Below are 26,183 nucleotides of genomic sequence, written 5' to 3' on the forward strand. Positions count from 1 at the left end.
TTTAAAAAATTTAAATGAACGCGGCGCAGAGGGGTGCCGCACGTCAATTCGGAGTATGTCGTGGCCCAGAAAGTCAAACTCTCCACCATCGCGGAGTCGCTGGGCATCTCGACGGCCACGGTCTCGCTGGCGTTGCGCGACAGTCCGCTGGTGGCGGCGGCCACGCGCGACCGGATCAAGGAACAGGCCCGCGCGCTCGGCTATATCTACAATCGCCGCGCGGCCAGCCTTCGCACCTCGCGCTCCGGCATTATCGGCGTTGTGGTGCATGACATCATGAACCCGTTCTACGGCGAGATCCTGAAGGCGATCGAAAGCGAGCTCGACCGCAACCAGCATACATTCATCCTCTCCAACCATTACGACTCGGTCGAAAAGCAGCGCAATTTCATCGAGACGCTGCTGCAGCTTGGCGGCGACGGCGTGATCATGTCGCCGGCAATCGGCACGCCGGCCGCCGATGTGCAGCTTGCCGAGGATAACGGCATGCCGGCGATCTTCGTGGCGCGCACGCTGGAGGAACTGGACCTGCCAACCTATCGCGGCGACGACAGCTACGGCATCGCGCTCGCCACCAACCACCTGATCGGTCTCGGCCATCGCTGCATCGCGATGATCGGCGGCACGGACCAGACATCGACGGGCCGTGATCGATACGCCGGCTATGTCAATGCGCTGAAGAAGGCCGGAATTCCGGTTGATCCGGGCCTGCGCATTCCCGGTCCGCGCTCGAAGCAGGGCGGGTTCGAGGCGGCAGTGCATTTCCTGTCGCTGCCGCAGAAGCCGACGGCGGCGGTATGCTGGAACGACCTGGTGGCGATCGGGCTGATGAACGGCATTTCCCGCGCCGGCCTGACGCCGGGCGTCGATATCTCGGTCACCGGCTATGACGATCTGGAGGAAGCCTCGATCGCCACGCCGTCGCTGACGACCGTTTGGAACGGCCAGGCCGAGGTCGGCCGGCTTGCGGCGCGCGCGCTGCTGGATCGGCTTGCGGGCTCCAGCGCGCCGAACGGCATGCACCTCATCAAGCCGGAAATGCGCATCCGCCAATCCACCGGTCCCCATCGCGAGGCGGCGGAAAACCCGCTCGCCGTCTAATTCATCATTCAGAAAAGAATACCCTCGGAGGCCCCATGCCCAAACCCGCCGTGCTGCTGTCGCAAAAGCTCAACAAGTTCATCGAAGAGGCGCTGGCCGACGACTACGACCTGCTGGACATGCCGCAGGAGGGCGTGAGCGCGCTCGGCGCCCGCGCGGCCGATATCCGCGCGGTGATCGCCTTTGGCGGGTTTTCGGCGGAACAGATGGACGCGCTGCCGAACCTTGAAATCATCACCTGCCCGGGCGTTGGCTATGACGGCATCGATACCGACCATGCCGCAGAGCGCGGCATCATCATTACCCACACGCCGAATGTGCTGAACGACGAGGTTGCCGACACCGCCATCGCGCTGCTTCTCAACACGGTGCGCCAGTTCTATTTCGCGGAGAAATGGGTGCGCGACGGCCGCTGGGAGCGCGACGGCGCGTTCGAGCTTTCGCCGTTCACGCTGAAAGGCCGCAAGGTCGGGCTTTACGGCCTCGGCCGGATCGGCGAGGAAATCGCCGCGCGGCTGGAGCCGTTCAAGGTCGAGATCGCCTATCACACCCGCAGCCCGAAAAAGGGCGTGGCCTATGCCTATCACCCGACGCTCGCCTCGCTGGCGGACGCCGTCGATACGCTGATCTGCATCGTTCCGAAAACGGAAGAGACCCACAAGACCATCAACGCCGATATCCTGACGACGCTGGGCCCGAACGGCATTCTCGTCAATGTCGGCCGTGGATGGACGGTGGACGAGGACGATCTGATCGCGGCGCTTGAGGCCGGCACGCTCGGCGGCGCGGGCCTCGACGTCTTCTACGACGAGCCGCATGTGCCGGAAAAGCTGCTCTCCTTCGACACCGTCAGCGTGTTGCCGCATGTCGCCTCGGCCTCCGTCGCCACCCGCCGCGCCATGGCGCAACTGGTGGCCGACAACCTGAAATCCTGGTTCGCCGAGGGCCGCCCGGTCACCCCGGTCCCGGAAACGCCGTTCACGCCGAAAGCGTGAGGTCGAAGATTACGATCGCTGCTTTCGGGCCGCGATGATTTTCTGCATGAGTGAGATGAATTCTGCGCTCTCCTCGTCCGAAAGGGCGTGGAGAGCGTCTTCGTTTTCCGCCGTGGCGGCGGCGATCGCGGGGTTGCGCAGGGCGCGGGCGCGCTCCGTCAGCCGGATGCGCTGAACGCGGCCGTCCCCGGGGTCCTTTTCCCGCCTGATCAACCCGTCGCGTTCCATGCGCGACAGGGTGTTGGCCATTGTCGCCTGCTCGATATCGAGCCGCTCCACCAGCTGTTTCTGCGTCAGTCCGTCATTTTCCCATAATTCCAGCAGCGCCGGAAAGGTGCCGGTCGTCAACCCGAGCGGCCGGATGCGGGCGGCCAGACCGCGCTCGAGGAGCCGCGCGAGGTGGTTGGTCAGGTAGCCGGCCGATGAGTCTTTGAAAAAGGACATGTGCTTCGGTAGCAGTTGCATAGCTTGCTATGCAATGATATATAGCTTGCTATATAAATTGACAGGAGCACGACCATGCTGAAGACCATGCATCCCGTAACCGGCGCATTGGCGCTGGCGATCATCGCCACTTTCTGGCTCTCGACCGTTCTGGCTGAGGCCTTCGCCGGCCCCGAACTGGTGGCGCTGGTCAAGGCCGCGATCCCCTGGGGCTTTCTGCTGCTGGTGCCGCTACTGGCGTTGGCGGGTCTTTCGGGGTTTCGCCTTGCGGGGAAGATGCGCGGACCGCTGGTTTCGGCAAAGCGCAGGCGCATGCCGCTCATCGCCGCCAACGGCATAATCGTGCTGATCCCCTGCGCGCTGTTCCTCGCGTCAAAGGCGGAGGCGGGCGTGTTTGACGCATCGTTTTATGCCGTGCAGGCGGTTGAGCTGGTCTTCGGCGCCGTCAATATCGCGCTGATGGCGATGAATATGCGCGACGGACTGCGTATGAAGAGGCGGCGGCGCTGATCTGCGCTGTGCCGCGCAAGTTTCGCCTGGCTCTACTGAGCGGCGCTCGCAAACCAGTCCTTTGACCGGGCAAAGGCGCGCACCGCATCGCCAAACGCCTCGAACAGCTTGCGGGAGGCGCTGTCCGTGCGGGCCCAGTATTCCGGGTGCCACTGGACGCCGACGGCGAAATTCGTGGCGCCGATGACCGAGACGGCCTCGACGGTGCCGTCCTCGGCGACAGCCTCCACCGCCAGATTCGGCGCGAGATCGCCGATTGCCTGCCGGTGCAGCGAATTCACCGTCACCTCGCCGGCGCCGAGAATGTTCGCGAGGCAGGTGCCTTCCTTGATGAAGACGGGCTGGCGGATCACGAATTTCTCGTCGCGATTGCCGGTCTCGGGCTCGCGGTGATCGTGGCGGTCGTCGAGCTCGTGCACCTCGCTGATCAGCGTGCCGCCGAGCGCGACGTTCAATTCCTGAATGCCCCGGCAGATGCACAGAAGCGGGATGCCGCGCGAAATGGCGCGGCGGATCAGCGGCAGGGTGATGGCATCGCGGCCGGGATCGAAGGGACCGTCTTTTTCCTCGGCCTGCCTGCCGTAGAGCTGGGGCGCGACATTGCTGGCGGCGCCCGTGATCATCACGCCCTCGACCCTGTCGAGCACGGCGTCTATGTCAGCGCCCTCGGCATAGGCCGGTACGATCAGGCTCATCACGCCCGCCACATCCAGCGCCGCCCCGATATATTGCTGCTGGGCCGAATGCCAGGTGATCTCGCCAATGACCTTGGTGTCTGCGGGAACGGCAATGATGGGGGTGGACATGGATTTTTCCCTGCCTGTTGCGAATGAGTGAAGTGATGTCGAGTGGCGGCAGCGCTGTCAAATGTTTCCTTTGTCCGCGCGATGCGAATTTCGATTGGCCTGATAAGCGAAATTGATGCGCCGCCTATTAGACCTTCGTTTAAAGCCGGGCATATGGCGGCCTAAAAACGCGCTCGGCGGCTCGTGCAGGAGTTGAAACCACGGGAGCAAAATGCTTTCCTCAAAGGACGTCCGCCGGAGGTATTATGTGCGGGCACATTACAACTGGGAGGTATTTATGGACCGTCGTTCCTTTATGAAAAAGGTCGGTGCGGGCGGCGTCGGCGCTGCCGCGGCCACCGCGCTCGCAGCACCCGCCATCGCGCAGGAAAACCCGAAAGTCACATGGCGTTTGACGTCGTCGTTCCCGAAGTCGCTGGACACGATCTATGGCGGTGCGGAGGATGTCGCCAATCACGTCGCCGCCGCCACCGGCGGCAATTTCGAGATTCAGTGCTATGCCGCCGGCGAGATCGTTCCCGGCCTGCAGGCGCTCGATGCCGTGCAGGACGGCACGGTGGAAGCGGCGCACACCTGCTCCTATTATTTCTGGGGCAAGGACCCGACATTCGCAATCGGCACGGCAATCCCCTTCGGGCTCAACGCGCGGCTTTCGAATGCCTGGTTCTATCAGGGCAATGGCAATACGCTGATGAACGAGTTCTTTGACGGTTACGGCGTCTACGGGCTGCCAGCCGGCAACACCGGCGCGCAGATGGGCGGCTGGTTCTCCAAGGAAGTGAACACGGTCGACGACCTCAAGGGCCTGAAGATGCGCATCGCCGGCATTGCCGGCAAGGTGATGGAAAAGGTCGGCGTCGTGCCGCAGCAGCTTGCCGGCGGCGATATCTATCCGGCGCTGGAAAAGGGCACGATCGACGCCGCCGAATTCGTCGGCCCCTATGACGATCAGAAGCTCGGCTTCTACAAGGTCGCCAAGTACTACTACTATCCCGGCTGGTGGGAAGGCGGTCCGGTGATCCACGCCTTCTTCAACAAGCAGAAATATCAGGAACTGCCGAAGCACTACCAGGCCGCGCTTGATGACGCCTGCGCTTTCGCCAACACCAACATGATGGCGAAATACGACGTGAAGAACCCGGTCGCGATTCGCGAACTGATCGCCGATGGCGCGCAGATGAAGGGCTTCAGCACTGACATCATGCAGGCCTGCTACAATGCCGCAATGGAAGTCTATGCGGAGATCGGCGCCCAGAACGCGACGTTCAAGAAGATCTACAACGATCAGACCGTATACAAGAACGATGCCTATGGCTGGCTGAAGACCTGCGAATTCCGCTACGACCAGTTCATGATGGCCGCGCAGAACGCCGGACAGATCAAGCCGCTGTCCTGATCGGCGAACTGAAAGGAAAACCCCGGAAGCGGCTGCCGCTTCCGGGGTTTTTTGTGGTCGGTCGGATCAGTTGAAATTCAGATCCGGTGGACTGTCGAGGTTGAAGTCATCCGAGCCGCCATTCGTGGGCTGGTCGCCGCTGCCGAAATCGGGCAGGGCGAATGGATCGCTGCTCTCGCCGCCGAAGCCGCTGTCGAAGCCGAAATTGTCGCCGCCTTCGCCGAAGGAGGGCATTTCGATCTGGATCGTATCCGGATCGACGCGGACGATGTCATCCTTGTAATGGGTGACCAGTTTCGGGAAGAAGATCACCGCCAGGATCGCCAGGAACTGGATGATGATGTAAGGCACGATCCCCTTGTAGATCTCCAGCGTTCTGACGCCGCGCATCGTTGCGCCGGTGGCCTTGTCCCGCCACTCGCCGGCCGGCGTCACCGAGCGCAGGTAGAACAGCGAGAAGCCGAAGGGCGGGGTCAGGAACGAGGTCTGCAGGTTGAGGCCGAGAATGATGCCGAACCAGATCAGGTCGATGCCGAGCGCCTGGGCCGGCGCCACCAGAAGCGGCACCATGATGAAGGCGATCTCGAAGAAATCGAGGAAGCAGCCGAGGATGAACACGATGATCGTGACCACGATCAGGAATCCGTATTCCCCGCCCGGCAGGCTGGTCAGCAGGTCCTCAATCCAGACATTGCCGTTGATGCCGTAGAAGGTGAGGCTGAAGACGCGCGCGCCCATCAGGATCATCATCACGAAGGCGGAAAGCTTGGTGGTGCTGTCGAGCGCGGCTTTCAGCGCCGTAAAATCGAGGCGGCCCTTGGCGATCGCCAGAACCAGAGCGCCGGTCGCGCCCATCGCGCCGCCTTCCGTCGGCGTGGCGATGCCGAGGAAGATCGTGCCGAGCACCAGGAAGATCAGCGCCAGCGGCGGCACCATCACGATGATGACCTGCTGGGAAAGCCGCGACAGGATGTTGAGCTTGAACCGGTCGTTGGCAAGTGCCGCGAGATAAATCACGACCACGCCGAAGAACAGCGCCGCCACGAACCGCCAGGCCTCGTCAAGCGCCGTGAACAGCACGTGATAACCGAGGAAGTAGAGCGCGACTGCGATCGCGATCATCACGAACAGCGAGGTGACGCCGCTGCCGAGCGTGCGCGCCTCCACCGGCATGGCCGGCGCCGCCTTCGGGCGGATCAGCGTCGTGATGAACACGTAAAGGCAGTAGGCGGCGATCACCATCAGCGAGGGATAAAGCGCGCCGATATACATGTCGCCGACGGAGCGGCCGAGCTGGTCGGCCATCACGATCAGCACCAGCGATGGCGGAACGATCTGCGCCAGCGTGCCCGACGCGGCGATCGTGCCGGTGGCGAACGAGCGGTCATAGCTGTAGCGCAGCATCACCGGCAGCGAGATCAGCCCCATCGCCATGACGGAGGCCGCGACCACGCCGGTGGTGGCGCCCAGAAGCGCGCCGACCAGAACCACGGCATAGGCAACCCCGCCGCGGATCGGGCCGAACAGCTGCCCGATCGTATCCAGCAGATCCTCGGCCATGCGCGAGCGCTCGAGGATAATGCCCATGAAGGTGAAGAACGGCACGGCAAGCAGCGTCTCGTTCGACATGATCCCGCCGAAAAACCGGTCGGGATGGGATTGCAGCAGCGGCCAGAACAGATTGATTTCCGGCGAGATCGAAGAGAACTCGACGCCCAGCACGAAGAAGATCAGGCCGCCGGCGGCAAGCGTGAAGGCGACCGGATAGCCAAGAAGCAGCAACGCCATCACGGAAACAAACATGACGGGCGCGAGATTGTGTGCGACGAGGTCAATCATGCGGCTGGTCCTCGGTCATCATGTGGGCGGCATTGCCGGCGTCGGCATAGAGTTCCTGGTCTTCTTTCAGATGGCCGGAAAGCGCGGCCGCCCGTTTGATGATCTCGGAAAAGGCCTGCAGCAGAAGCAGGATGAAGCCGATGAGGATGAAGGATTTCGCCGGCCAAAGGATCAGCCCGCCGGCATTGGTCGAGTGCTCGCCGGAAAGGAAGGAGCGCAGGAACCACGGCCAGGACAGGTAGACCATCATGGACGCGAACGGCACCAGAAAGATGATGTGGAGCACGAGATCGATCCAGTCGCGGGTCCGCCGGGACCACGATCCCGAAAGGATGTCGATGCGGATATGCTCGTTCTTCAAGAGCGCGTAGGCGGTCGCCAGCATGAACACGGCGCCGTAAAGGTACCATTGCAGCTCCAGCATGGCATTCGAGGACAGCGAAAACAGCTTGCGGCTGACCGCATTGCCTGCGCTGACCAGGATCGCTACCAGAAGGAGCCAGGACACGGAATGTCCGATGAATTCGTTCAGCCTGTCGATCGTACGGCTTATTATTATTAGTGGTCTCATTGGGGCCTCCAAACCGTCCGTCTTCCTTAATGGAAGTTGTCAAGGCCACGCAACATGCCTTTGGTACAATATGAAGCGAAAAACGAGCGGTTTTGGAATATTGCGACGGATTTCACGGTCCCGACCGATGGAAAGTTGCGGGTCCGCCTAATTGCGGCTGAGGAAAGCCAGCAGGTCGGCGACCACGTCCTCGGCATCACCGTTCCATTTTCCGCCGCGTGCCAAATGGCCGTTGATAGCCTGCGTGGCGGCGCCATTTGCGGTCGCCAGAATAAGCCGGGCAAGACGTTCGGGTTCGCCCGGCGGCAGCTCGCCACGGGCCTGTGCCGCGACGACGGCTGAAAGAAAGGTCTGCTGAGCCTCAGTTCCGCTCGTCAGGGCGTGTCTTACCGCCGCGGGCCAGGGACCGTATGTCAGACTGAAACGTTCCGGCCATGCGATCGCCCGGCGCACGTGCTCGCGCAAGGCATCAATGAGCGTCATGTTTCCATCGGCAACCGCCTGCCAGTTCTTGTGGGAAACATCGAGCTCGCGTTCCGCAATTCCGGCGAGCAGCATGTCCTTGTCCTTGAAATGGCGGTAGGGTGCATTGTGGGAGAGGCCGACGCGACCGGCAACCTCACGAAGCGTCACCGCTGCGGGCCCGCCCTCGTCAAGCAGGGCGGCGGCGGCTTCGACCAGCCTGGTACGCGTGTCCGTCATAAAAACCTCATTCCAGCGCTTCGAATGCATGTTGACAACGTCAACGTCCGTTACCATGTTGACATCGTCAACATCGGGGACTTCCATCAATGACTTATAACCATCCTCCCAAACTGGAAACCACCTTTAACCGGCTTCAGGACAAGGCAGTATTCGTTACAGGCGCCACGAGCGGGATCGGCGAGGCCGCCGTGCGGCTCTTTGCTGCAGAGGGCGCGCGTGTCGTCGCCGCTGCCCGGCGGACAGACAGACTGAACGGCCTTGCCGAGGAGCTTCGCGGCAGAGGGTTTGCTGTCGAGGCCGTTACCTGTGATGTCGCTGACGAAGCGTCGGTCAGGAACGCTGTCAATGCCGTGCGGCAAACCTATGGTCGCATCGATCTCGCCTTCAACAATGCCGGCGCCGGCGGCGCGGGTCGCCTGCACGAGACCACTGCAGAGGACTTCGACCGCATCATGGCAGTCAACCTGCGCGGCGTGTTCCTGTCGATGAAATACGAGATTGCTGCCATGCTGGAGCAGGGCGGTGGCGGCTCGATCGTCAACACCTCCTCCATCGGCGGGTTGATCGGCGTGTCGTCGCTTGCCGCCTATAGCGCCAGCAAATGGGGCGTCGGCGGGCTGACGAAATCAGCGGCTGTCGCTTATGGTCGCCAGGGCATTCGCATCAATGCCATTGCGCCGGGCTCAACCCGTTCGGAGATGTTCGATAGCTGGATGCCGACTGAGGAAGCGCGGGAGCAGATTGCGGCAGCCGCGCCGATGAACTACATCGCCGATCCCGACGACATGGCTCGGGTGGCGCTCTATCTCCTCTCCGATGAGGCCCGGTGGATTACCGGCGCCATCCTGCCCGCAGAGGGAGGCAGCAGCGCCGGCGTTTGATCTGGCCTCAGGCAGGCTGCGGCGCGGCTGTGCCGCGGCTTGCGCGGGAGCGGAAGGTGAGCGCCATCAGCGTGGCGCCGATGCCCATGCCCCAGGCGCCGACATACATCCAGGTGTAGGTCGCGAAGGCATCGTAGATCAGCCCGCCGGCGAGCGGACCAAGCGCCATGCCGAGGCCGCCTGCAAGCCCGGTGCCGCCGATGACGGTGCCCATCATCCGCTGCGGGAAGTTTTCACGCGCCAGCACCGCATAGAGCGGCATCACGCCGGCATAGATGAAGCCGAAGAGCGCGGCGACGGCGTAGAAGCCGGCAAGTTCGCGGACGAAGGCATAGGCAAGCGCGCCGAAGGCCTGGGCGAAAAGGCCGGCGACCAGCACCCGCTTGGCCCCCAGGCGGTCGCCGAGAATGCCGAAGGCGACGCGGCCGCCGAGTCCCGCGAGACCCTCGATCGAATAGATCGAAACCGCCGCCATCAAGGGAATGCCGCAGGTCACGGCATAGCTGACGGTGTGGAAGATCGGGCCGGCATGGGTGGCGCAGCAGAAGAAATTGGTGAGGCAAAGCACGATGAATTGCGGCGAGCGGATCGCTTCCGCCACCGTGATCTCCGGTTCCGCGCCGGCCATGCCGGGCATGCTCGCCTCGACCTGCGGCGGTCGGCGGATCAGCATAGCGGCAGGCAGCATCAGCACGGCCACCACGAAAGCGATGATCTGCATCGCGCTGCGCCAGTCATACCCCTCGACCAGAAATGCGGCGAGCGGCGACATCGTCATCGGCGCGACGCCGAAGCCGACCGAAACCAGCGATACGGCAAGCGAGCGGTGGGTATCGAACCAGCCGACGATGGACGACATCATCGGCGCCATCAGCGCCGCGATCGCAAGGCCGGAGACCAGGCCGAAACTCATTTGAAATGCCAGCAGGCTGGGACTGATGCTGCCGAGGAGGAGGGCCGCGACCATCGCCACGCTGCCGGCGAGAACCACGGGGCGCGGGCCGATCCGGTCCGACAGCGATCCCATGATCATGCTTGCCAGCGCCGAGGTGATGAAGCCGATGGTCATGGCCGTTGAGATGCCGGTGGTTGACCAGCCCGTGGCGTCCGCCATCGGCCGCAGGAAGACGGGCAGCGAGAAGATCGCGCCGATGGCGAGGCAGCCGATCACCGCGCCCGCGGCAACCATGATCCAGCGATAGGGAATAGTGCGCATCAAAATCCGGCCCCCGTGCCACCACGACCGCGCAGGTCGATCGTTAAATGATATAAGTTGATATCAACCTAAATAAAAGCTGTCAATTGTCCTCATCAATAATCGATTGAATGGGCGGAGTTTTCCGATGGCGTTGTTGAAAGCGTGAAACAAGGTATGATAATCGGGAGCCCTGAGGGAGTCTGGCCGGCCGGAGATGGCGGCGATAGCGGTGACGCCGCAAAGGAGGGAAGTCTATGCAGAATGTCGAAATGTCCCAGCCCGCAGACGAGGCGGATTTTTCGGAACATGCCAAAACCTACAAGATGTTCACCAATGGAACGAAGTACGGCACAGTCCACCTGATCGCGCTGATGGTTGCGATGGCGGCGGGCCTGCTTGGGCCTTTCGGTTTCATCGGCAGTCTGATCATCTTCATCGTCATCAGCGTGCTTGGTTACGTTATCCTGCGCTGAAAGCCTTTGGAAGAAATCGATTTTCTGCGGAACAAGGGCGCACCGGACAGCCGGCGCGCCGCTGACGGCTGCCGTCCGTTCCGACTTCAATCTGGGAGCATGTCTTGAGCAAGACACTATTCGTACCGAAGGAGACGGCGGAGGCGGAAACGCGCGTCGCCGCTTCTCCTGACACGGTCAAGAAACTGAAGGGCCTCGGCTTCGATGTTATCGTCGAAAGCGGCGCCGGCCTCAAATCCCGCATGGATGACGAGGCGTTCCGCGCTGCGGGCGCCGAGATCACCGGCCCCGAGGCCGCGGCCAATGCCGATGTCATCTTCCGCGTCCGCCGCCCCGGCGAGCAGGAATTTTCCGGCTACAAGAGCGGCGCGATTGTAATCGCGACCATGGACCCCTACGGCCATGAGGACGCGCTGTCGGGGATGGCGGAGAAGGGGATCTCCGCCATCGCAATGGAACTGATGCCGCGCATCACCCGCGCGCAGTCGATGGACGTTCTGTCCTCGCAGGCGAACCTTGCCGGCTATCAGGCCGTGATCGAGGCGGCGGCGGTGTTCGACCGCGCCATGCCGATGATGATGACGGCGGCGGGCACCGTTCCGGCCGCGCGCGTGTTCGTGATGGGCGCGGGCGTTGCCGGCCTTCAGGCGATCGCGACCGCGCGTCGTCTCGGCGCCGTGGTATCGGCCACCGATGTCCGCCCCGCCGCCAAGGAGCAGGTCGCCTCGCTCGGCGCGAAGTTCATCGCGGTCGAGGATGACGAGTTCAAGGCGGCCGAAACCGCCGGCGGCTATGCCAAGGAAATGTCGGCCGAGTACCAGGCCAAGCAGGCCGAACTCGTTGCCTCCCACATCGCCAAGCAGGACATCGTGATCACCACCGCGCTGATTCCCGGCCGCCCCGCGCCCCGGCTTGTCAGCCGCCAGATGCTTTCGGCGATGAAGCTCGGCTCGGTCGCCGTCGACCTCGCGGTCGAGCGCGGCGGCAATATCGAAGGTGCGGTCGCCGGCGCGGTGACCGAGGTCGAGGGCGTCAACGTCATCGGTTACGAAAACCTGCCGGGCCGGATCGCCGCCAGCGCATCGGCGCTTTACGCCAAGAACCTGCTGACCTTCTTCGAAACGCTGGTCGACAAGGAAACCGGCGATCTGAAAATCAACCGGGATGACGAACTCGTCGCCGCTACGCTTCTGACGCATGAGGGCGCGCTTGTTCATCCGAAATTCGGCGGCCCGGCCGCCGGGGGAGAAGCCTGATGCCGTTAGATGATGTTCATAGCTCGATCGACCAGGCGATGATGTCGCTGGAGCACGCCAAAAGCGCGCTCGGCAATCTCGAGGATGGCTCGCTTGCAGCACTCGCTCATGGCGCGACCGGCGGGGTCATCGATCCCTTCGTGTTTCAGCTTGCGATCTTCGTGCTCGCCGTATTCGTCGGTTACTACGTGGTGTGGTCGGTAACCCCGGCGCTGCATACCCCGCTGATGGCGGTCACCAACGCGATCTCCTCGGTGATCGTGGTCGGCGCGCTTCTCGCGGTTGCCCTTTCGGCAAGCGGCATCGCCACCGGCATGGGCTTCGTCGCCCTGATCCTGGTTGCGATCAATATTTTCGGCGGCTTTCTCGTCACCCAGCGGATGCTGGCGATGTACAAGAAAAAAGAGAAGTGAGGCCATAGACGATGTCTGTCAATCTTGCAGCCTTGCTGTTTCTCGTCTCCGCCGTGCTTTTCATTCTGGCGCTGCGCGGCCTGTCGCACCCCTCCACCAGCCGCAAGGGCAACCTATACGGCATGGTCGGCATGGGGATCGCGATCGTCACCACGCTGTTGCTGGCCAAGCCGGATTTCCCGGCGCTGATCCTGATCGTGCTCGCGCTTGCCATCGGCGGTGGTATCGGGGCCTATATCGCCCGCACCATTCCGATGACGGCGATGCCGCAGCTTGTCGCCGGCTTTCACTCGCTGGTCGGCCTTGCCGCCGTGCTGGTGGCGGGGGCCGCGCTCTATTCGCCGGAAAGCTTCGGCATCGGCACGCCGGATGATATTCATCTGCGCGCCCTGATCGAGCTTTCGATTGGTGCCGCGATCGGCGCGATCACCTTTACCGGCTCGATCATCGCCTTTCTGAAGCTTGACGGGCGCATGTCCGGAAAGCCGATCCTGCTGCCGGCGCGCCACATCATCAATATCGCGCTTCTGGCCGGTCTGGTGCTGTTCATCGTGTCGCTGTCGGCAACGGCCAATCCGGTCCACTTCTGGCTGATCGTCATTCTGGCGCTGGTGCTGGGCGTGCTGCTGATTGTGCCGATCGGCGGGGCCGACATGCCGGTCGTGGTCTCGATGCTGAACTCGTATTCGGGTTGGGCGGCCGCCGGCATCGGCTTCACGCTTGGCAATATGGCGCTGATCGTCACCGGCGCGCTGGTCGGCTCATCGGGCGCGATCCTGTCCTACATCATGTGCAAGGGCATGAACCGCTCGTTCATCTCCGTCATTCTCGGCGGTTTTGGCGGCGAGAGCGGTGCCGCGGGCGGCGCGTCGGATATCGACCGCACGGTCAAGACCGGCTCTGCCGACGACGCGGCCTTCCTGATGGAAAACGCCTCCAGGGTCATCATCGTGCCGGGCTACGGCATGGCGGTCGCCCAGGCGCAGCATGCGCTGCGCGAGCTTGCCGACAAGCTGAAGGAAAAGGGCGTCGAGGTGAAATATGCCATTCACCCGGTCGCGGGCCGCATGCCGGGGCACATGAACGTGCTCTTGGCCGAGGCCAATGTGCCCTATGACGAGGTGTTCGAGCTGGAGGATATCAACTCCGAATTCGCACAGGCCGACGTCGCCTATGTCATCGGCGCCAATGACGTCACCAATCCGGCGGCGCGCGACGACAAGGCCTCGCCGATCTACGGCATGCCGATCCTCGATGTCGACAAGGCCAAGACCTGCCTGTTCGTCAAGCGCTCGCTCGGCTCCGGCTATGCCGGCATCGACAACGAGCTGTTCTACAAGGACGGCACGATGATGCTGCTCGGCGACGCCAAGAAGATGACCGAGGATATCGTCAAGGCGATCGAATAGCCAAAGCCTTGAAATAACTGGAAACCCGGCGGCTCATCCCGCCGGGTTTTCGTTTGTGGCGGACGCTTGAGCGGAACCGTCCATCACCACTGCACGTTGTCCCATGGCAACATCAACCGAGGACAGCCCGTGGCCATTTCCAGGAAACCCCTGACCGTCGCTCTCATTCCGGCGATGGCATTATGTCTGATGGCGCTCGACCTTCCCGAAAATCCGCCGGTGCCGGAACAGCGTCCGGATGGCGATGCCGCCGTGGAGGCGGAGGCTTCGCCAACGCAGGCGACGGAAGCGACAGAGCCCGGCGCGGCCGAAGACGAGGCCGCGGAGAAGGTCGAGGCCGATCTTCCCGAGGAGCCCCCGCTGCCGGAGGAGCGGGCGGAAAACCCGCCGCCGCCCGATCCGAAACCGCCGGAGGAAGATGATGGTGAATTTCTCCGCTGTACGGCGGCGCTCACTGCGCTCGGGACGGAGTATGAAGTGCTGAAGCCGATCGACGAGGAAGGGGCCTGCGGCATGGCGCGGCCGCTGAAGGTCACCGCGGTGATGGAGGGTGTCGCGCTTTCACCCGAGGGCACGATGCGCTGCAAGACCGCGCTCGCGCTCGCCACCTGGGCGAAGTCCTATGTCGAGCCGACGGCGAAGATCGCGCTGTCCCCGGATGCGCGGCTCACCAAGGTGGAGCAGGCGTCAACCTATGTCTGCCGCAGCCGCAACAATGTGGATGGCGCCAAGATTTCCGAACATGCAAAGGGCAATGCCGTCGATATCCGTTCTCTGACGTTTTCGAGCGGCGAGACGGTGGAAATGCTGCCGCGCATGAAGGACGGCAGCGCCATCGGCGCCTTTCAGCGCACCGTCAGCGCGGCGGCCTGCCTCTATTTTACGACGGTGCTGTCACCCGGCAGCGATGCGACCCATCAGGACCACATGCATCTCGATGTGATCGAGCGCAAGAGCGGCTATCGCTACTGCCGGTAGGGACGGGGATTATTTCTCAAGCCATGAAATGGCTTCGCCCTGGCTGTCGGGGCCAAAGACCTTCACATCGGCGTGGAACAGCATGCCGAACATCTGCACCGCCTGGGTGAAGCCCTTATTGGCGCTGACGATGGCGATGCTCTTGAACTCCAGCGGTTCGGAGCGGCGGAAGGGTTGACCGCCCATGGCGGTGCCGACATCCGAGCCGGCGAAATCCGAGGCTGTCACCAGCAGCAGGCGCAGTCCGCCGCCCTTCGCGCTCTGGGTTTCAAGCGCCGGCAGCAGGACGTTCTGGTAATCATTCGCGCTCAGCGCCTTGTGGATCGTGAAGCCGATCAGATTGTCCGGCAGGCTTTCGATTTTCTCAAGCATGGAAGTCCTCCGATTTTGCTCGGTGTTGTAGCGTGCCCGCCGCAACTTTGAAAGCGCCGCCGCGCAGGATTGCCGATTTGTAACAAGCGGCGCGCACTCGGATAAAAACATGACTACAATCCTCATATTTAAACTTTACCTTTTTAATCAGGTTTTATAAGCTCGCCGCAACCAAGTGAAACCGCCCTTGATGAGGAGGCTGTCATGGCGAAGAAAAACCGGCGAAAAGCGGCCAGGGCCGAACAGAAATCCGGTGAGGTGACGCGAGTCGCAGAGGCACCGGATGGACTTGCCGGCCGGAGTTTTCTCTATGTCGGCGGGCGTGACTGTCAGGTCGCCCATCTGCGCGCGGTGGCCGACGGCTTCGGCGCCGAACTGATCCATCACGATGGCGGCCTGCGCGAGGCGGTGTCGCGGATCGACCGGGTGCTGCCCTCCGTCGACTGCGTGTTCTGCCCGATCGACTGCATCAGCCATGATGCCTGTGTGCGGGTCAAATCCGGCTGCAAGAAATTCAACAAGGCGTTCATCCCGCTGCGCAACGGCTCGAAATCCTCGCTGGAACGCGCGCTTCACAGCATGAATGAGCGCGGAAACTGATGATCTGTGATATCGATGGCATTCGCCTGATCGGCCTGCATCGGGCCGATGCGGCCGGTATCGTGGCGGGCCGCTACCAAGAGATGCGCACCGGGGCCGCCATTATCGCATTTCCGCAGCGCCAGCGGCGTCGCGTCGGGATATCCGGCACCGGTAAGGTGATTGACGTGGCGGACTGGCGTCGCCGGGTTCAGACTAAATCAACAGAGGTAAGACAATGTATATCGCAATGAACCGCTTCAAGGTCGCGTCCGGCTCGGAGGAAGCTTTCGAGGCCATCTGGAAGGGTCGCGATTCGCGCCTTGCCGAACTCGCCGGCTTCATCTCCTTCCATCTCCTGAAGGGCAAGCATTTCGCGGATGAAGGCTACACGCTCTATGCCTCGCACACGATGTGGGAGAGCGAGGAAGCCTTCACCGCCTGGACCAGATCCGAGCAGTTTCGCGATGCGCACAAGAGTGCCGGCGAACGCAAGGCGGAATATCTGGGCCCGCCGGTCTTCGAAGGCTTCAACGCGATCAAGGGCGCGTGATGAGCGACCCGGCGGAAATCGAAGTCCTGCCCGTTCTGCCCTCGGTCAATCTCGCCGAGACCAAGGCGTTCTACACCGAAAAGCTCGGGCTTTCGGAAGTGGTGCATGAGCATGAGGACTATCTCATTCTCCGCCGCCCCGGTCTTGAGCTGCATTTCTGGCTGACCGACGACAAGACGCTTTGCGAGCGGACCTCGGTCTACATCCGCGGCGGCGGCATAGACGCGCTTTATGCCGAATACGAGATGCGGGACATCCTTCACCCGATGGGCTTTACCGAGCGCGAATGGGGCATGAAGGAATTCTACGTCTCAGATCCGCACGGCAATCTGCTGCGCTTCGGCCGCATCCCGGATGGCCAGGAAGCTTAGAAGCGTAGTCAGTCGCGGCTTGCCGGCAGCAGCGCGGCGAGCGCCGCCAGCAGCCAGCCGGCGATGATGGCGGTGCCGCCCACCGGGGCCGCCATGCGGAACAGCCCGGACCCCATATAGGAAAGAGCCGCGATATCGCCCGCAAACAGCAGCGTGCCAAGCGCGATCGCGATCCCCGCCGCCGCGGCGACCGCCGTGCGCATCGCGAGCAGCGCCAGCGCCAGCAGCGCCGGGCCATTGGCAAGGCAGACCAGCGCCGCCGATTGCAGCACCGCGCTGTCGCCGTGATAGGCGGCGGCGGCGAGCATGACGCCGGCGGCACCCGTAAGACCGCCGCAGAACAGCAAGATGCGTGATGAAAGCGTAAGGCCTGCCATGCTCAGTTCCTGTTTTGCATATGATAAGCGAGTTTTTCGATCGGCGGCATGATCACGCCGCGCAGCCGGATATCGGGCACGGTTTCCTCCAGCGCGCGGCGGAAGCACAGCAGCCATTCGTCGCGCTCCTGCGGCCCGATCGGCGCTGACATGTGGCGCATCCTGAGACGCGGGTGACCGTGTTTTTCGACATAGACGGGCGGGCCGCCGAGATAGCCGGTCAGATAGTCGCGAAATTTCGCTTCCGAGCCGGAAAGATCGGCGGGATGGACCGCGCGACACCGCGCCGCCTCCGGCAGCGTATCCATCAGTTCGTAGAACCGGCGCGTCAGCCTTTCCACGGCATCGGCTCCGCCTATGGCTTCGTAGAGCGTAATCGTTTCGCGCGCGTTCATAGCTTCGCCTCGCAGTTTCATGGCTCGGACCACGGCATTTCGGGTGGCATTGCCGCAGCCGTAGTTGACGGCAGTATTCCCGTCAACTGCAACGCTCTCCCGGGAGCGGACTGCCGGCCGGAAACGTGTCGGCGATATCGGCGAGCGTGACACCTGCGAAACGCCGCAGCAGCACCTGTTCGGCCTCGTCGAACACGTCCTTCAGCGTTGCATTGACCGCCTGTTCGATCGGGCAGCCCGGCATGTCGTAGGCGGGGCCTACGGCGAAGACCGATGGCTCGCCCACCGCGCGATAGATATCGAGCAATGTCAGTTCCTCGAGCGGTCGCGTCAGCGTCCAGCCGCCCCGGTGACCCTTCTCGGAGCGCACATATCCCTGCTCGCGCAGTCCCGCCATGGTGCGGCGGATCACCACCGGATTGGCGCCGAGCATGGCGGCGATCATGTCGGAGGTCATGACGCCGTCATACCGCCCCATGTGCACCAAAACATGAAGCATGCGCGAAAGCCGGCTGTCCTGCCGCATCGTGTCTCTCCTTCGCCAAGGCTCGCTTAAACATTGCATCGTTTTCTCTTATCACGGTCCACTAGTCACGTCACAACAAAAGTGTCATGAGTGTTGACATGCTCGTTTCTTGTAACTTATGTTGTGTCGAGAAAAGAGAGGTTATGCCATGAGCGCCATCATTCACGACGTCATCATCATCGGCGGAAGCTATGCCGGGCTATCCGCCGCCCTGCAGCTTGGACGCGCCAGACGCAGCGTGCTCATTATCGACGAGGGCCTGCGGCGCAACCGGTTCACCAGCCATTCGCATGGTTTCCTGACACAGGACGGCGTCGATCCCGCCGTCATCACCGCCGAGGCGCGCGCCCAGGTGATGAAGTACAGCACGATCGCCTGGCTCTCGGCCCGGGCCGAAAGCGCAATGCCGCTGGCGGAAGGCCAGGAGACGCGCTTCGAGGTCGTCGCCAATGGGGAACGTCATCTGGCCCGCCGGCTGCTTCTGGCAACCGGCGTACGGGATATCATGCCTGACATTGAAGGCCTTGCCGAACGCTGGGGCAAGGCCGTGTTTCACTGCCCCTATTGCCACGGCTACGAGCTGAACCAGGGCAGGATCGGCGTCATTGCCGGCTCCGACTTGTCCATGCATCAGGCGCTCCTGCTGCCTGATTGGGGGCCGACGACCTTGCTGCTCGACAATGCCTTCGAACCGGACGAGGATCAGCTTCAAAGCCTGTCAGCGCGCGGTGTGACCATCGAGCGCAGTCCGATCGAAGCAATCACCGGTCACGCGGACATAAGGCTTGCTGATGGGCGTCTCCTTTCCTTCGCCGGCCTGTTCGCCATGGCGCGGTTCGAGGTCGCAAGCCCGATCGCAAGCGACCTTGGCCTCGATTTCGAAGAGGGGCCGGTCGGTTCCGTGATCCGAACCGGAGAGATGAAGGAGACCAGCGTACCGGGCGTGTTTGCCTGTGGCGATGCAGCGCGCCCGATGGCGTCCGTGGCGCTCGCCGTCGGCGACGGCAATCTTGCAGGCGCCGCGGTCCACCGGTCCTTGCTGTTCGGCTGATGCTGGGCCCGTTGCCGGAGGAGATCGCAGAGGTGGTCGTCCGCCCGGTCAGGGTGCCACGCAATGCAGCGCGACGCCTTTTTCCTGCAAGACGTTGCGCTGCTCCGGCGCCAGTTCGGAACCGGTGAAAACGGCGGTGAAGGTTTCGAGCCCGGTCAGGAAATGCAGGCCCGGGCGGCCGAATTTGGTGTGGTCGGCGAGCAGCACGCGGCGTTCGGCGCCCTTCACGATCAGCCGCTTGGTCTGGACCACCTCCGGATCCTGATGGAAGGCCGCGCCCTCGTAAATCGCGGAGGCGGAGATGAAGCCGATATCGGCGCGCAGCCCTCTCAGCGCGTCCTCCGTCAGCAGGCCGAAAAAGCCGTTGAACTTGCGACTGTACTGGCCGCCAAGCGCCATCAGCTCGATCCCGGCAATGCCTGCCAGTTGTGATATAACACTCAGATTGTTGGAAATCACAGTCAGCGGCAGGCGGTGGGTGAGGTGCTCGGTCAGGTTCGCCGCGGTCGACGAATCATCGATCATCAGCGTCATGCCGGGCTCCACCAGCGCCGCGGCGCTGGCGGCGATCCGCGCTTTCTCATTGGCAGCCATTTTCTGGCGATAGCGGAAATCGGCCTGAAACATCGCAGACGACTGAACGGACGCCCCGCCACGCACCTTGCGCAGCTGTCCGGACGCTTCCAGCTCGTCGAGATCGCGGTGCACCGTCATCTTCGAAACATGGAATCTAAGACTCAGTTCATCGACGCTCGCCGTGCCCTTTTCCATCAGCAGCGCCATCATCGCCGCCCGTCTTTCATCGGCTTTCACCGGCCTCTCCATGTCCAATGTTGTGGCGTCTTTGATCTAACACCGCTGTTAATGATACATATCACATTTTATAACGATTAAAATAACAATTAAAGTGTTGTTTGTAAAATGGTATTGTTATTTTCGATGCAACTCCTATCATCAAAATACAAAGCTGCCATACTCGGGCGGCTGAGGAACATTTGATGAGCCGCCGACAGGGCGGCGTGCAATCACAGGAGACTTGGCGATGCCCATGATTACCTTGCGGCAGTTGCTCGATCACGCGGCCGAATACGGCTACGGCGTGCCGGCCTTCAACATCAACAATATGGAACAGGGCCTCGCGATCATGGCCGCGGCGAAGAAGACGTCGTCGCCGCTCATCATCCAGGCAAGCCGCGGCGCGCGCTCCTATGCCAACGACCTGGTGCTTGCCAAGTTGATCGAGGGCCTGTCGGAGCTCTATCCCGATATTCCGCTGGTGATGCATCAGGACCACGGCAACAACGAAGCCACCTGCATGACCGCGATCAAATACGGCTTCACCTCGGTGATGATGGATGGCTCGCTGAAGGCCGATGGCTCGACCCCGGCGGATTATGAATATAATGCCGGCATCACCCGGCGCGTGTCGGATTTCGCCCACTGGGCCGGCGCATCTGTCGAAGGCGAGATCGGCATTCTGGGCTCGCTGGAAACCGGCGAGGGCGAGAAGGAGGATGGCCACGGCTTCGAGGGCAAGCTGGAGCATGACCAGTTGCTGACCGATCCGGATCAGGCCGTCCAGTTCGTCAAGGAAACCCAGGTGGATGCGCTGGCGGTTGCGATGGGCACCAGCCACGGCGCCTACAAGTTCACCCGCAAGCCGGATGGCGACGTGCTGGCGATGAATGTGATCGAGGAAATCCATCGCCGCCTGCCGGATACCCATCTGGTCATGCACGGCTCATCTTCGGTGCCGGAAGAGCTTCAGGAGATCATCAACAAATATGGCGGCGAGATGAAGCCGACCTGGGGCGTGCCGGTGGAGGAGATCCAGCGCGGCATCAAGCACGGCGTGCGCAAGGTCAATATCGACACCGACAACCGCATGGCGATGACCGGCGCGATCCGCAAGGTGTTTGCCGAAAACCCGTCCGAATTCGACCCCCGGAAATATCTGAAACCCGCCATGGAGGCGATGACCAAGCTCTGCGTCGAACGCTTCGAAGCCTTCGGCACGGCTGGCCACGCCGACAAGATCAAGGCGATCCCGATGGCGGATATGGCCAAGCGCTACGCCGATGGCTCGCTGTCGCCCAAGATCGGGTAACGGGCGGCGGGGTTAGCCCCGCCTGTCCATCGACCGCGATACCAGCAGCACCGGGATCAGTCCCGCCAGAATGATGATGATGGCGGGCACGGAGGCGCTTTCGACCTCGGCGCGCGACGCATCCTCGTAGACGAGGGTCGCCAGCGTGTTGAAGTTGAAGGGGCGCAGCAGGATCGTGGCCGAAAGTTCCTTCAGCGTTTCGATGAATACCAGCAGCGCCGCGGTCCAGAGCGCCGGGCGCATATTGGGCAGCAACACGGCAAACAGCGCCTTCAACGGCGTTCGCCCGAGCGTGCGTGCGGCCATGTCGAGATTGCGCGAGAGCTTCTGGAAGCCGGAATCGACGCTGCCCTCGGCCATCGCCAGAAACCGGGCGGTGCAGGCATAGACGATGGCAAAGCCGCTGCCTGAAAGCACCAGTCCAGTGGAAATGCCGAAGGAGGCGCGCATCAGCCCGTCCGTCCAGTTGTCGAGGCCGGCAAGCGGTATCAGCACGCCGATCGCCAGCACCGTGCCGGGAATGGCATAGCCGAGCGAGGCAAGCCGGGCGAGGCTGCGGGTTCTCGGCGAAGCATGGCTCCGGACGGCATAGGCGAGGGTGAGACCGAAAATGACGGCGGCGACCGCGGCAAGCCCGGATACGATGATGCTGGTCAACAGCGCTTCCAACAGGCGCGTCGAAACAAAATCGTCCAGCCGTTTCAGCGCGAAGTCGAGCAGCACCAGCGTCGGAACCAGAAAGCCGATGACGACCGGAACGGCGCAGGAGAAGGTTGCAAGCGCCGCCTTGCCGCCGGACAGGCGCTGCCGTGCGGCTTCGCCGCTCGCGCGCGAAGCCGCGTAACGCTGGTTGCGCCGCGCCAGCCGCTCGAGCAGGATCAGTCCCAGCACGAAGACCAGCATGATCGCCGAAAGCTGCGCCGCGCCGCCAAGATCGCCCCGGTTCAGCCAGGTCTCGTAGATCGAGAAAGTCAGCGTGTTGACGCCGAGATACTGTACCGCGCCGATATCGTTCAGGCTTTCCATCAGCACCAGCGTCACGCCGACGATGATCGCCGGCCGCGCCATCGGAAACTGCACCCGCCGCAGCACCCGCCAGCGCCCCGCGCCAAGCGTGCGCGCCACCTCGGCCGCATTGCGCCCCTGCATGGCGAAAACCGCGCGGGCGGTTAGATAGACATAAGGATAAAGCACGGCGGACATCACCAGCACCGCGCCGCCCAGCGAGCGGATATCGGGGAAATAATAATCGCGCGCGCTCTGGAAGCCGAAGATCGAGCGGTAAAGCGTCTGCACCGGCCCGGTGAAATCGAGGAATTCGCCGAAGGCATAGGCGGCGAGATAGATTGGCATGGCGAGCGGCAGCACAAGGAGAGATGAGAGCAGGCGGCGGAAGGGGAAGTCGAACGACACTACCAGCCATGCCGTCATCACCCCGACGACGCCGGTGATCAGACCGTTGAGCAACAGCAGCCAGAAGGTCCGCCGCGCGGCGCCCGGCAGAACCGTCGTCGCCAGATGGGCGAGCGACGAAAGATCGGAGGAGAAGGCAAGCCAGACGATCGCTGCGAGCGGCAGCAGCATCAGCGCCGCAATCGCGCCCGCCGCAAGGGTGAGCGGCGCTGGTACAACCTGTCGGAAAAGGCGCGTGGTAGTGCTGATTTCTGATGCGGACATGGGGTGCGGCCTTCAGGCGAGCCGTTGCGGATCACCGTTCTTACGATCTCACGCCGCGCCGGGCAATACGCGCCGCGCGCTCAATAATGCAGCGGCCTTGTCTGCCGCTCGGGCAGGAATACCTCGACCAGCATGCCTTCGTTGGGAACGGCCTGCACCTCCAGGCGAGCGCCGAGACTTTCGGCAAGCCTGCGGGCCTTTTCCAGATGGGTGTTTTCCGCGCCGCCCTGTTCGGACCGCGCGCCGCCATTGCCGACGCGCCGGCGCGAGGGCGCGATGCCATTGTCGCGGAACCGCAGCACCGTCGCCCCGTCCGCCGTCAGCGCCGTCGACACCACGACCTGGCCGCCCGCCGGGGTGAACTGGACCGCGCCCATGAGCAGTTCATGGGCGATCTGTCTCAGCGTTTCCTCCGAGCCCGGCGCGCTGCCGACGCTCGGCGACAGGGCGGCGCGGATGATGATCCGCCGTCCATTGGCGCGCGGCTGCACCATGCTGACAGCCTCGGCGATGGCATCGTTTATGCGCGCGGCGTCATCCTTCCGGGGCTTCGTTTCGGGTTCAGGCGGGGGCGGAGCGATCTCTGGCTCCGGTTCCGGCTCGCCCAGCAGCCTGCCGATCACGCCGCGGGCGTGACGCCCCTTGAGCGCGATTTCGCGGGCGATGCGGTGATAGCGCTGATCGCCGATCGCGCCGAACGGCTGGTGATCGAGCGTTTCGGAAAGCGAAACGATCGCATCGATCGGCTGGCGCACTTCATAGCGCAGCGCCGAAATGAAGGCGTCGCGGTCATCCTCGGCCTGTCGCGCTTCGCGCCGGGCGGCGCGCAGATCGTCCTCGCGGCGCTTCAGCGCGGTGATGTCGCGCAGCGCCATGCAGATGCCGTCCGATTGCGGGAGCGGACCTAGCGTAACGTAGAGAGGGATCAGCCCGCCGCCGGATTCCCGGCCGATCACTTCCAGCCCTTCGGTGGCGAACTCGCCGGCGGGCCGTTGGCCGAGGCGATCAAGGTGCCTGCGGAGGTCGCTGTGGCTTTCCTCGGCGAACAGGATATCGACAGGCTTGCCCGCGACCTCGCCCGTGTCGGTGGCAAACAGCGCGGCCGCGGAGGCGGAGAGCGAACGCAGTCGCCGCTCCCCATCCAGAATCAGTATGCCGTCGGTGGCCGTGTCGAGGATCGAGGAGAGTTCCGCAACCTCGGCGTTCCTGTCGGCGCTGGGGGCGGGCGCTTCCGCCGGCTTCGGCGCGGCGCCGACCAAGGGTGTTGCGAGCGTGTCGGAATCCTGTGCCGGCCGGAGTGTCAGGGCCAGCGCACGGCCATCGTTCCAGGCGATCGCCTGCATGTGGAAGGATACCGGAAGCCTTTCGCCATCGGCGGTGCGCAGGAACAGCCGGTCGTCGCTGCCGCGTTCGACAAAGGCATCGGTGCCGCCGGCGGCGATCACCACCTCGAGCGAGCCATAGCCGGAGACCGCCAGAAACGCGGGATTGACGTGAAGAATGCGTTCTCCCGCCTGGATCACGATCGGGTTCTCGCTGCGATCGAATTCGGAGGTGTCCGCTGTGGTTTCGGCCTTTCCGGCAGGCGCGGTGGTGCGGCGGATCACCGGGCCGCGGGGCTGAGGTTCCGGCGTTTCCGGCTGCATGTCTTCGGCGGGGGCATCAGGCCGCAGGTCTTCGGCAGGGGCCGCGGAGCGCAGCTGGCTTGCGATCTCATCCAGCGCATGGCGCTCGTCGTCTGTCAGCGTCTTCGCGCTTTCGGCGCGCCGGGCCTCCGAGACGCGTATCGGGCGCGGTGCTTCCCGCTGCTCGCCGAGCCGGACGAGACCAAAGCCGCGAAAACCGTCGAAACGTCGCTCACGGGTAAAGGTGGGCAGGGCTGCGAGATCGACCGGGACGAGCATATTGGTGTTGCCGAGCGGCCATTCGACGCTGCGGCCGGACCAGGTTTCCGTCGTTTGCAGCAGGTCGCCGATCGCGTCGGCGCCCTTGACGCCAAGCTGCGATTCCACTTCGCCGAAAGTAAGGCCGGAGATCGCGCCGGTTTCCTCGCCGACGGCTTCCACCAGTTCGCTTGAGACCTCGGTGATCCGCCCATAAATGTCCGTGCGCCAAACGAAGCGGCGCGGAAGCGGTGCTTCCGCGACTTCCTGTTCCGGGGGCCGTGTTTCCTCCACCGCTGCGATCTCGGGCTGTTTCCTGATCACCGGGGCGGCGGGTTCCTCAGCGCTTGCCTCCATCAGCGCGCCGAGACTTTCGTCAATGGCGGCGATGGCGTCGCGGGCGGATCTTTGCGGCGCGGCCGGTTCGCTGCGTTCGGGACGCATATGCGGCTTGATCTCCGCCGAGAGGTCCGGCGAGACGGCGAGCAGGAAAAGGTCGGGCGTGCTTGAAAGCCGCCCCAGCGCCACCGGCCAGATTCCGGCTTCATTGGTGACCAGCCGCTCGATATAGCTGTCGGCCCGGCGCGAAAGGCTGTCGACCATGTCGGCAATATCGGCCTCGCCAATGGCTGTGACCGCGAAATCGTCGGAACGGAGCGTGATCTGGCCGTCGCCATCCACGAGCGCCAGGTGTTGCGATCCGTGCACGAGGCTTGCGTCATCCCGGGCGTCGGATTCGCATTCCAGCAGAAAGTACCGATGGCCGGCAAGAACGAACAGGCTCGCCGTCGCCTTCCTCGTGACCCGCCGGAATCGCTGAGTCAGGTGTATCGTAAGGCTCTCGCTATCGCCCGGCTCGGAAAGCCTGCCGGCGACGGCGGCGAACTGACGGCGGAGAATCGGATCGCTCGGGCCCCTCCCGATCGCCGCATCTACCCCGGAATAGCCGAAAAGCCTGGCGCCAGGATCATTGGCCCAGACGATCGCGCCGTCGGGTGCGTCGAGCACCAGCATGGGCCGCGCGTCCAGGAATCGCTGGCGCAGGGCAGGGTGCGATGCAAAGGCGATGAAAGGCGGGTTGCTCATGAACGGCTGTCCGGTTCGCGTTGTCGGCCTGGCGCTTGGCCTTTTAATGCTTTTTTAATGATAAATGCCAATACGGTCCAGAATGCGGTCCGGTTTTTCGCGCTCCACGGTTAATGTGCGGAAGCGCGGCGTCTCAAATCTTCTCGGGAAGAGATGTTGGGGCTTGCAAATTCGGTTCAGGCATTTTAAACGGGCCGCGATGCATCACGCGTCGCCCATCAAGCGTCGCCC

At 63.1% G+C, this 26,183-nt stretch carries 29 protein-coding genes; 16 read left to right on the plus strand and 13 right to left on the minus strand.

Going from position 1 to position 26,183, the window contains the following annotated elements; all coding sequences use genetic code 11:
* The first annotated feature begins 60 nt into the window (after positions 1–60).
* Together V6766_RS00795 and V6766_RS00800 are read left to right on the plus strand one after the other, a co-directional pair.
* Positions 61–1,101 carry a LacI family DNA-binding transcriptional regulator gene (locus V6766_RS00795; RefSeq protein WP_448427155.1) on the plus strand — a complete coding sequence of 347 codons (1,041 nt, stop codon included), beginning with the start codon at positions 61–63 and terminating at the stop codon, positions 1,099–1,101.
* A gap of 35 nt (positions 1,102–1,136) precedes the next feature.
* Complete coding sequence (locus tag V6766_RS00800) at positions 1,137–2,096, plus strand: 2-hydroxyacid dehydrogenase (protein ID WP_448462675.1); 960 nt, start codon at positions 1,137–1,139, stop codon at positions 2,094–2,096.
* Between the two features lie 9 nt (positions 2,097–2,105).
* Here the strand turns inward: V6766_RS00800 and V6766_RS00805 are convergent, their stop codons facing one another.
* Positions 2,106–2,540: a MarR family winged helix-turn-helix transcriptional regulator gene (locus V6766_RS00805; protein WP_448462677.1), complete on the minus strand. Its 435-nt coding sequence runs from the start codon at positions 2,538–2,540 to the stop codon at positions 2,106–2,108.
* Between the two features lie 75 nt (positions 2,541–2,615).
* Between V6766_RS00805 and V6766_RS00810 the strand changes: the two genes are divergently transcribed.
* Complete coding sequence (locus tag V6766_RS00810; RefSeq protein WP_448462678.1) at positions 2,616–3,050, plus strand: hypothetical protein; 435 nt, start codon at positions 2,616–2,618, stop codon at positions 3,048–3,050.
* A 32-nt stretch (positions 3,051–3,082) separates the two neighbouring features.
* On the opposite strand, the gene V6766_RS00815 is transcribed toward V6766_RS00810, so the two are convergent.
* On the minus strand, positions 3,083–3,856 hold the full coding sequence (locus V6766_RS00815; RefSeq protein ID WP_448462680.1) for a gamma-glutamyl-gamma-aminobutyrate hydrolase family protein: 774 nt from the start codon (positions 3,854–3,856) through the stop codon (positions 3,083–3,085).
* Positions 3,857–4,133: 277 nt separating this feature from the next.
* On the opposite strand from V6766_RS00815, the gene V6766_RS00820 reads away from it, so the two are divergent.
* Positions 4,134–5,252 (plus strand): TRAP transporter substrate-binding protein, encoded by a 1,119-nt coding sequence (locus V6766_RS00820; RefSeq protein ID WP_448462682.1) that lies wholly within the window; start codon positions 4,134–4,136, stop codon positions 5,250–5,252.
* 66 nt (positions 5,253–5,318) lie between these two features.
* Here V6766_RS00820 and V6766_RS00825 read toward each other — a convergent pair whose 3' ends face one another.
* The 3 genes from V6766_RS00825 to V6766_RS00835 all read right to left on the minus strand — a co-directional run bounded on the left by V6766_RS00825 (position 5,319) and on the right by V6766_RS00835 (position 8,364).
* Positions 5,319–7,091 carry a TRAP transporter large permease gene (locus tag V6766_RS00825; protein WP_448462684.1) on the minus strand — a complete coding sequence of 591 codons (1,773 nt, stop codon included), beginning with the start codon at positions 7,089–7,091 and terminating at the stop codon, positions 5,319–5,321.
* Positions 7,084–7,662: a TRAP transporter small permease subunit gene (locus V6766_RS00830; protein ID WP_448462686.1), complete on the minus strand. Its 579-nt coding sequence runs from the start codon at positions 7,660–7,662 to the stop codon at positions 7,084–7,086. Before V6766_RS00830 ends, V6766_RS00825 begins: the two co-directional genes overlap by 8 nt.
* A 147-nt stretch (positions 7,663–7,809) precedes the next feature.
* Positions 7,810–8,364, minus strand: coding sequence for a TetR/AcrR family transcriptional regulator (locus V6766_RS00835; RefSeq protein ID WP_448462688.1), 555 nt, complete (start codon positions 8,362–8,364; stop codon positions 7,810–7,812).
* Between the two features lie 89 nt (positions 8,365–8,453).
* Between V6766_RS00835 and V6766_RS00840 the strand changes: the two genes are divergently transcribed.
* Entirely contained in the window at positions 8,454–9,248 is a 795-nt protein-coding gene (locus tag V6766_RS00840; RefSeq protein WP_448462690.1) for an SDR family NAD(P)-dependent oxidoreductase, read from the plus strand.
* A 7-nt stretch (positions 9,249–9,255) separates the two neighbouring features.
* Here the strand turns inward: V6766_RS00840 and V6766_RS00845 are convergent, their stop codons facing one another.
* Positions 9,256–10,464 carry an MFS transporter gene (locus tag V6766_RS00845; protein WP_448463187.1) on the minus strand — a complete coding sequence of 403 codons (1,209 nt, stop codon included), beginning with the start codon at positions 10,462–10,464 and terminating at the stop codon, positions 9,256–9,258.
* 236 nt (positions 10,465–10,700) lie between these two features.
* Here V6766_RS00845 and V6766_RS00850 point away from each other — a divergent pair, with 236 nt between their 5' ends.
* The 5 genes from V6766_RS00850 to V6766_RS00870 all read left to right on the plus strand — a co-directional run bounded on the left by V6766_RS00850 (position 10,701) and on the right by V6766_RS00870 (position 14,975).
* Positions 10,701–10,919, plus strand: coding sequence for an aa3-type cytochrome c oxidase subunit IV (locus V6766_RS00850; RefSeq protein WP_448462692.1), 219 nt, complete (start codon positions 10,701–10,703; stop codon positions 10,917–10,919).
* A 104-nt stretch (positions 10,920–11,023) separates the two neighbouring features.
* Entirely contained in the window at positions 11,024–12,175 is a 1,152-nt protein-coding gene (locus tag V6766_RS00855; protein WP_448462694.1) for a Re/Si-specific NAD(P)(+) transhydrogenase subunit alpha, read from the plus strand.
* The gene (locus V6766_RS00860; RefSeq protein WP_448462696.1) at positions 12,175–12,588 is read left to right on the plus strand and encodes a proton-translocating transhydrogenase family protein; all 414 of its coding nucleotides are present in this window, start codon (positions 12,175–12,177) and stop codon (positions 12,586–12,588) included. The genes V6766_RS00855 and V6766_RS00860 overlap by 1 nt, the downstream gene beginning before the upstream one ends.
* Before the next feature lie 11 nt (positions 12,589–12,599).
* Complete coding sequence (locus V6766_RS00865; RefSeq protein ID WP_448462698.1) at positions 12,600–13,997, plus strand: NAD(P)(+) transhydrogenase (Re/Si-specific) subunit beta; 1,398 nt, start codon at positions 12,600–12,602, stop codon at positions 13,995–13,997.
* Between the two features lie 129 nt (positions 13,998–14,126).
* Positions 14,127–14,975, plus strand: coding sequence for an extensin-like domain-containing protein (locus V6766_RS00870; RefSeq protein ID WP_448462700.1), 849 nt, complete (start codon positions 14,127–14,129; stop codon positions 14,973–14,975).
* A 9-nt stretch (positions 14,976–14,984) separates the two neighbouring features.
* Here V6766_RS00870 and V6766_RS00875 read toward each other — a convergent pair whose 3' ends face one another.
* On the minus strand, positions 14,985–15,347 hold the full coding sequence (locus V6766_RS00875; RefSeq protein ID WP_448427172.1) for an STAS/SEC14 domain-containing protein: 363 nt from the start codon (positions 15,345–15,347) through the stop codon (positions 14,985–14,987).
* Positions 15,348–15,551: 204 nt separating this feature from the next.
* Between V6766_RS00875 and V6766_RS00880 the strand changes: the two genes are divergently transcribed.
* Genes V6766_RS00880 through V6766_RS00895 form a run of 4 tightly spaced genes read left to right on the plus strand, consistent with a single transcriptional unit; the run spans position 15,552 to position 16,850 of the window.
* Complete coding sequence (locus V6766_RS00880) at positions 15,552–15,947, plus strand: DUF2325 domain-containing protein (RefSeq protein ID WP_448427173.1); 396 nt, start codon at positions 15,552–15,554, stop codon at positions 15,945–15,947.
* The gene (locus tag V6766_RS00885; RefSeq protein WP_448462702.1) at positions 15,947–16,180 is read left to right on the plus strand and encodes a hypothetical protein; all 234 of its coding nucleotides are present in this window, start codon (positions 15,947–15,949) and stop codon (positions 16,178–16,180) included. Before V6766_RS00880 ends, V6766_RS00885 begins: the two co-directional genes overlap by 1 nt.
* Positions 16,165–16,479, plus strand: a complete 315-nt coding sequence (locus V6766_RS00890; RefSeq protein ID WP_448462704.1) for an antibiotic biosynthesis monooxygenase family protein — start codon at positions 16,165–16,167, stop codon at positions 16,477–16,479. Before V6766_RS00885 ends, V6766_RS00890 begins: the two co-directional genes overlap by 16 nt.
* Positions 16,479–16,850: a bleomycin resistance protein gene (locus tag V6766_RS00895; protein ID WP_448462706.1), complete on the plus strand. Its 372-nt coding sequence runs from the start codon at positions 16,479–16,481 to the stop codon at positions 16,848–16,850. The genes V6766_RS00890 and V6766_RS00895 overlap by 1 nt, the downstream gene beginning before the upstream one ends.
* 8 nt (positions 16,851–16,858) lie before the next feature.
* Here V6766_RS00895 and V6766_RS00900 read toward each other — a convergent pair whose 3' ends face one another.
* The 3 genes from V6766_RS00900 to V6766_RS00910 all read right to left on the minus strand — a co-directional run bounded on the left by V6766_RS00900 (position 16,859) and on the right by V6766_RS00910 (position 18,148).
* Entirely contained in the window at positions 16,859–17,227 is a 369-nt protein-coding gene (locus tag V6766_RS00900) for a DUF423 domain-containing protein (RefSeq protein WP_448462708.1), read from the minus strand.
* A 2-nt stretch (positions 17,228–17,229) separates the two neighbouring features.
* Entirely contained in the window at positions 17,230–17,622 is a 393-nt protein-coding gene (locus tag V6766_RS00905; RefSeq protein ID WP_448462710.1) for a group II truncated hemoglobin, read from the minus strand.
* Positions 17,623–17,704: 82 nt separating this feature from the next.
* Positions 17,705–18,148 carry an Rrf2 family transcriptional regulator gene (locus V6766_RS00910; RefSeq protein WP_448462712.1) on the minus strand — a complete coding sequence of 148 codons (444 nt, stop codon included), beginning with the start codon at positions 18,146–18,148 and terminating at the stop codon, positions 17,705–17,707.
* Positions 18,149–18,305: 157 nt separating this feature from the next.
* Here V6766_RS00910 and V6766_RS00915 point away from each other — a divergent pair, with 157 nt between their 5' ends.
* Positions 18,306–19,199 carry an NAD(P)/FAD-dependent oxidoreductase gene (locus V6766_RS00915; RefSeq protein ID WP_448463189.1) on the plus strand — a complete coding sequence of 298 codons (894 nt, stop codon included), beginning with the start codon at positions 18,306–18,308 and terminating at the stop codon, positions 19,197–19,199.
* 48 nt (positions 19,200–19,247) lie between these two features.
* Here the strand turns inward: V6766_RS00915 and V6766_RS00920 are convergent, their stop codons facing one another.
* Positions 19,248–20,012: a DeoR/GlpR family DNA-binding transcription regulator gene (locus V6766_RS00920; protein ID WP_448462714.1), complete on the minus strand. Its 765-nt coding sequence runs from the start codon at positions 20,010–20,012 to the stop codon at positions 19,248–19,250.
* Between the two features lie 229 nt (positions 20,013–20,241).
* Between V6766_RS00920 and fba the strand changes: the two genes are divergently transcribed.
* Positions 20,242–21,306 (plus strand): class II fructose-bisphosphate aldolase, encoded by a 1,065-nt coding sequence (gene fba / locus V6766_RS00925; protein ID WP_448462716.1) that lies wholly within the window; start codon positions 20,242–20,244, stop codon positions 21,304–21,306.
* A gap of 12 nt (positions 21,307–21,318) precedes the next feature.
* On the opposite strand, the gene V6766_RS00930 is transcribed toward fba, so the two are convergent.
* Both V6766_RS00930 and V6766_RS00935 read right to left on the minus strand, forming a co-directional pair.
* The gene (locus V6766_RS00930; protein WP_448462718.1) at positions 21,319–22,983 is read right to left on the minus strand and encodes an ABC transporter permease; all 1,665 of its coding nucleotides are present in this window, start codon (positions 22,981–22,983) and stop codon (positions 21,319–21,321) included.
* A gap of 80 nt (positions 22,984–23,063) precedes the next feature.
* Positions 23,064–25,952, minus strand: coding sequence for a PAS domain S-box protein (locus V6766_RS00935; protein WP_448462720.1), 2,889 nt, complete (start codon positions 25,950–25,952; stop codon positions 23,064–23,066).
* Positions 25,953–26,183 lie beyond the last annotated feature (231 nt).

It is taken from the genome of Martelella sp. AMO21009 (genome assembly GCF_053484295.1).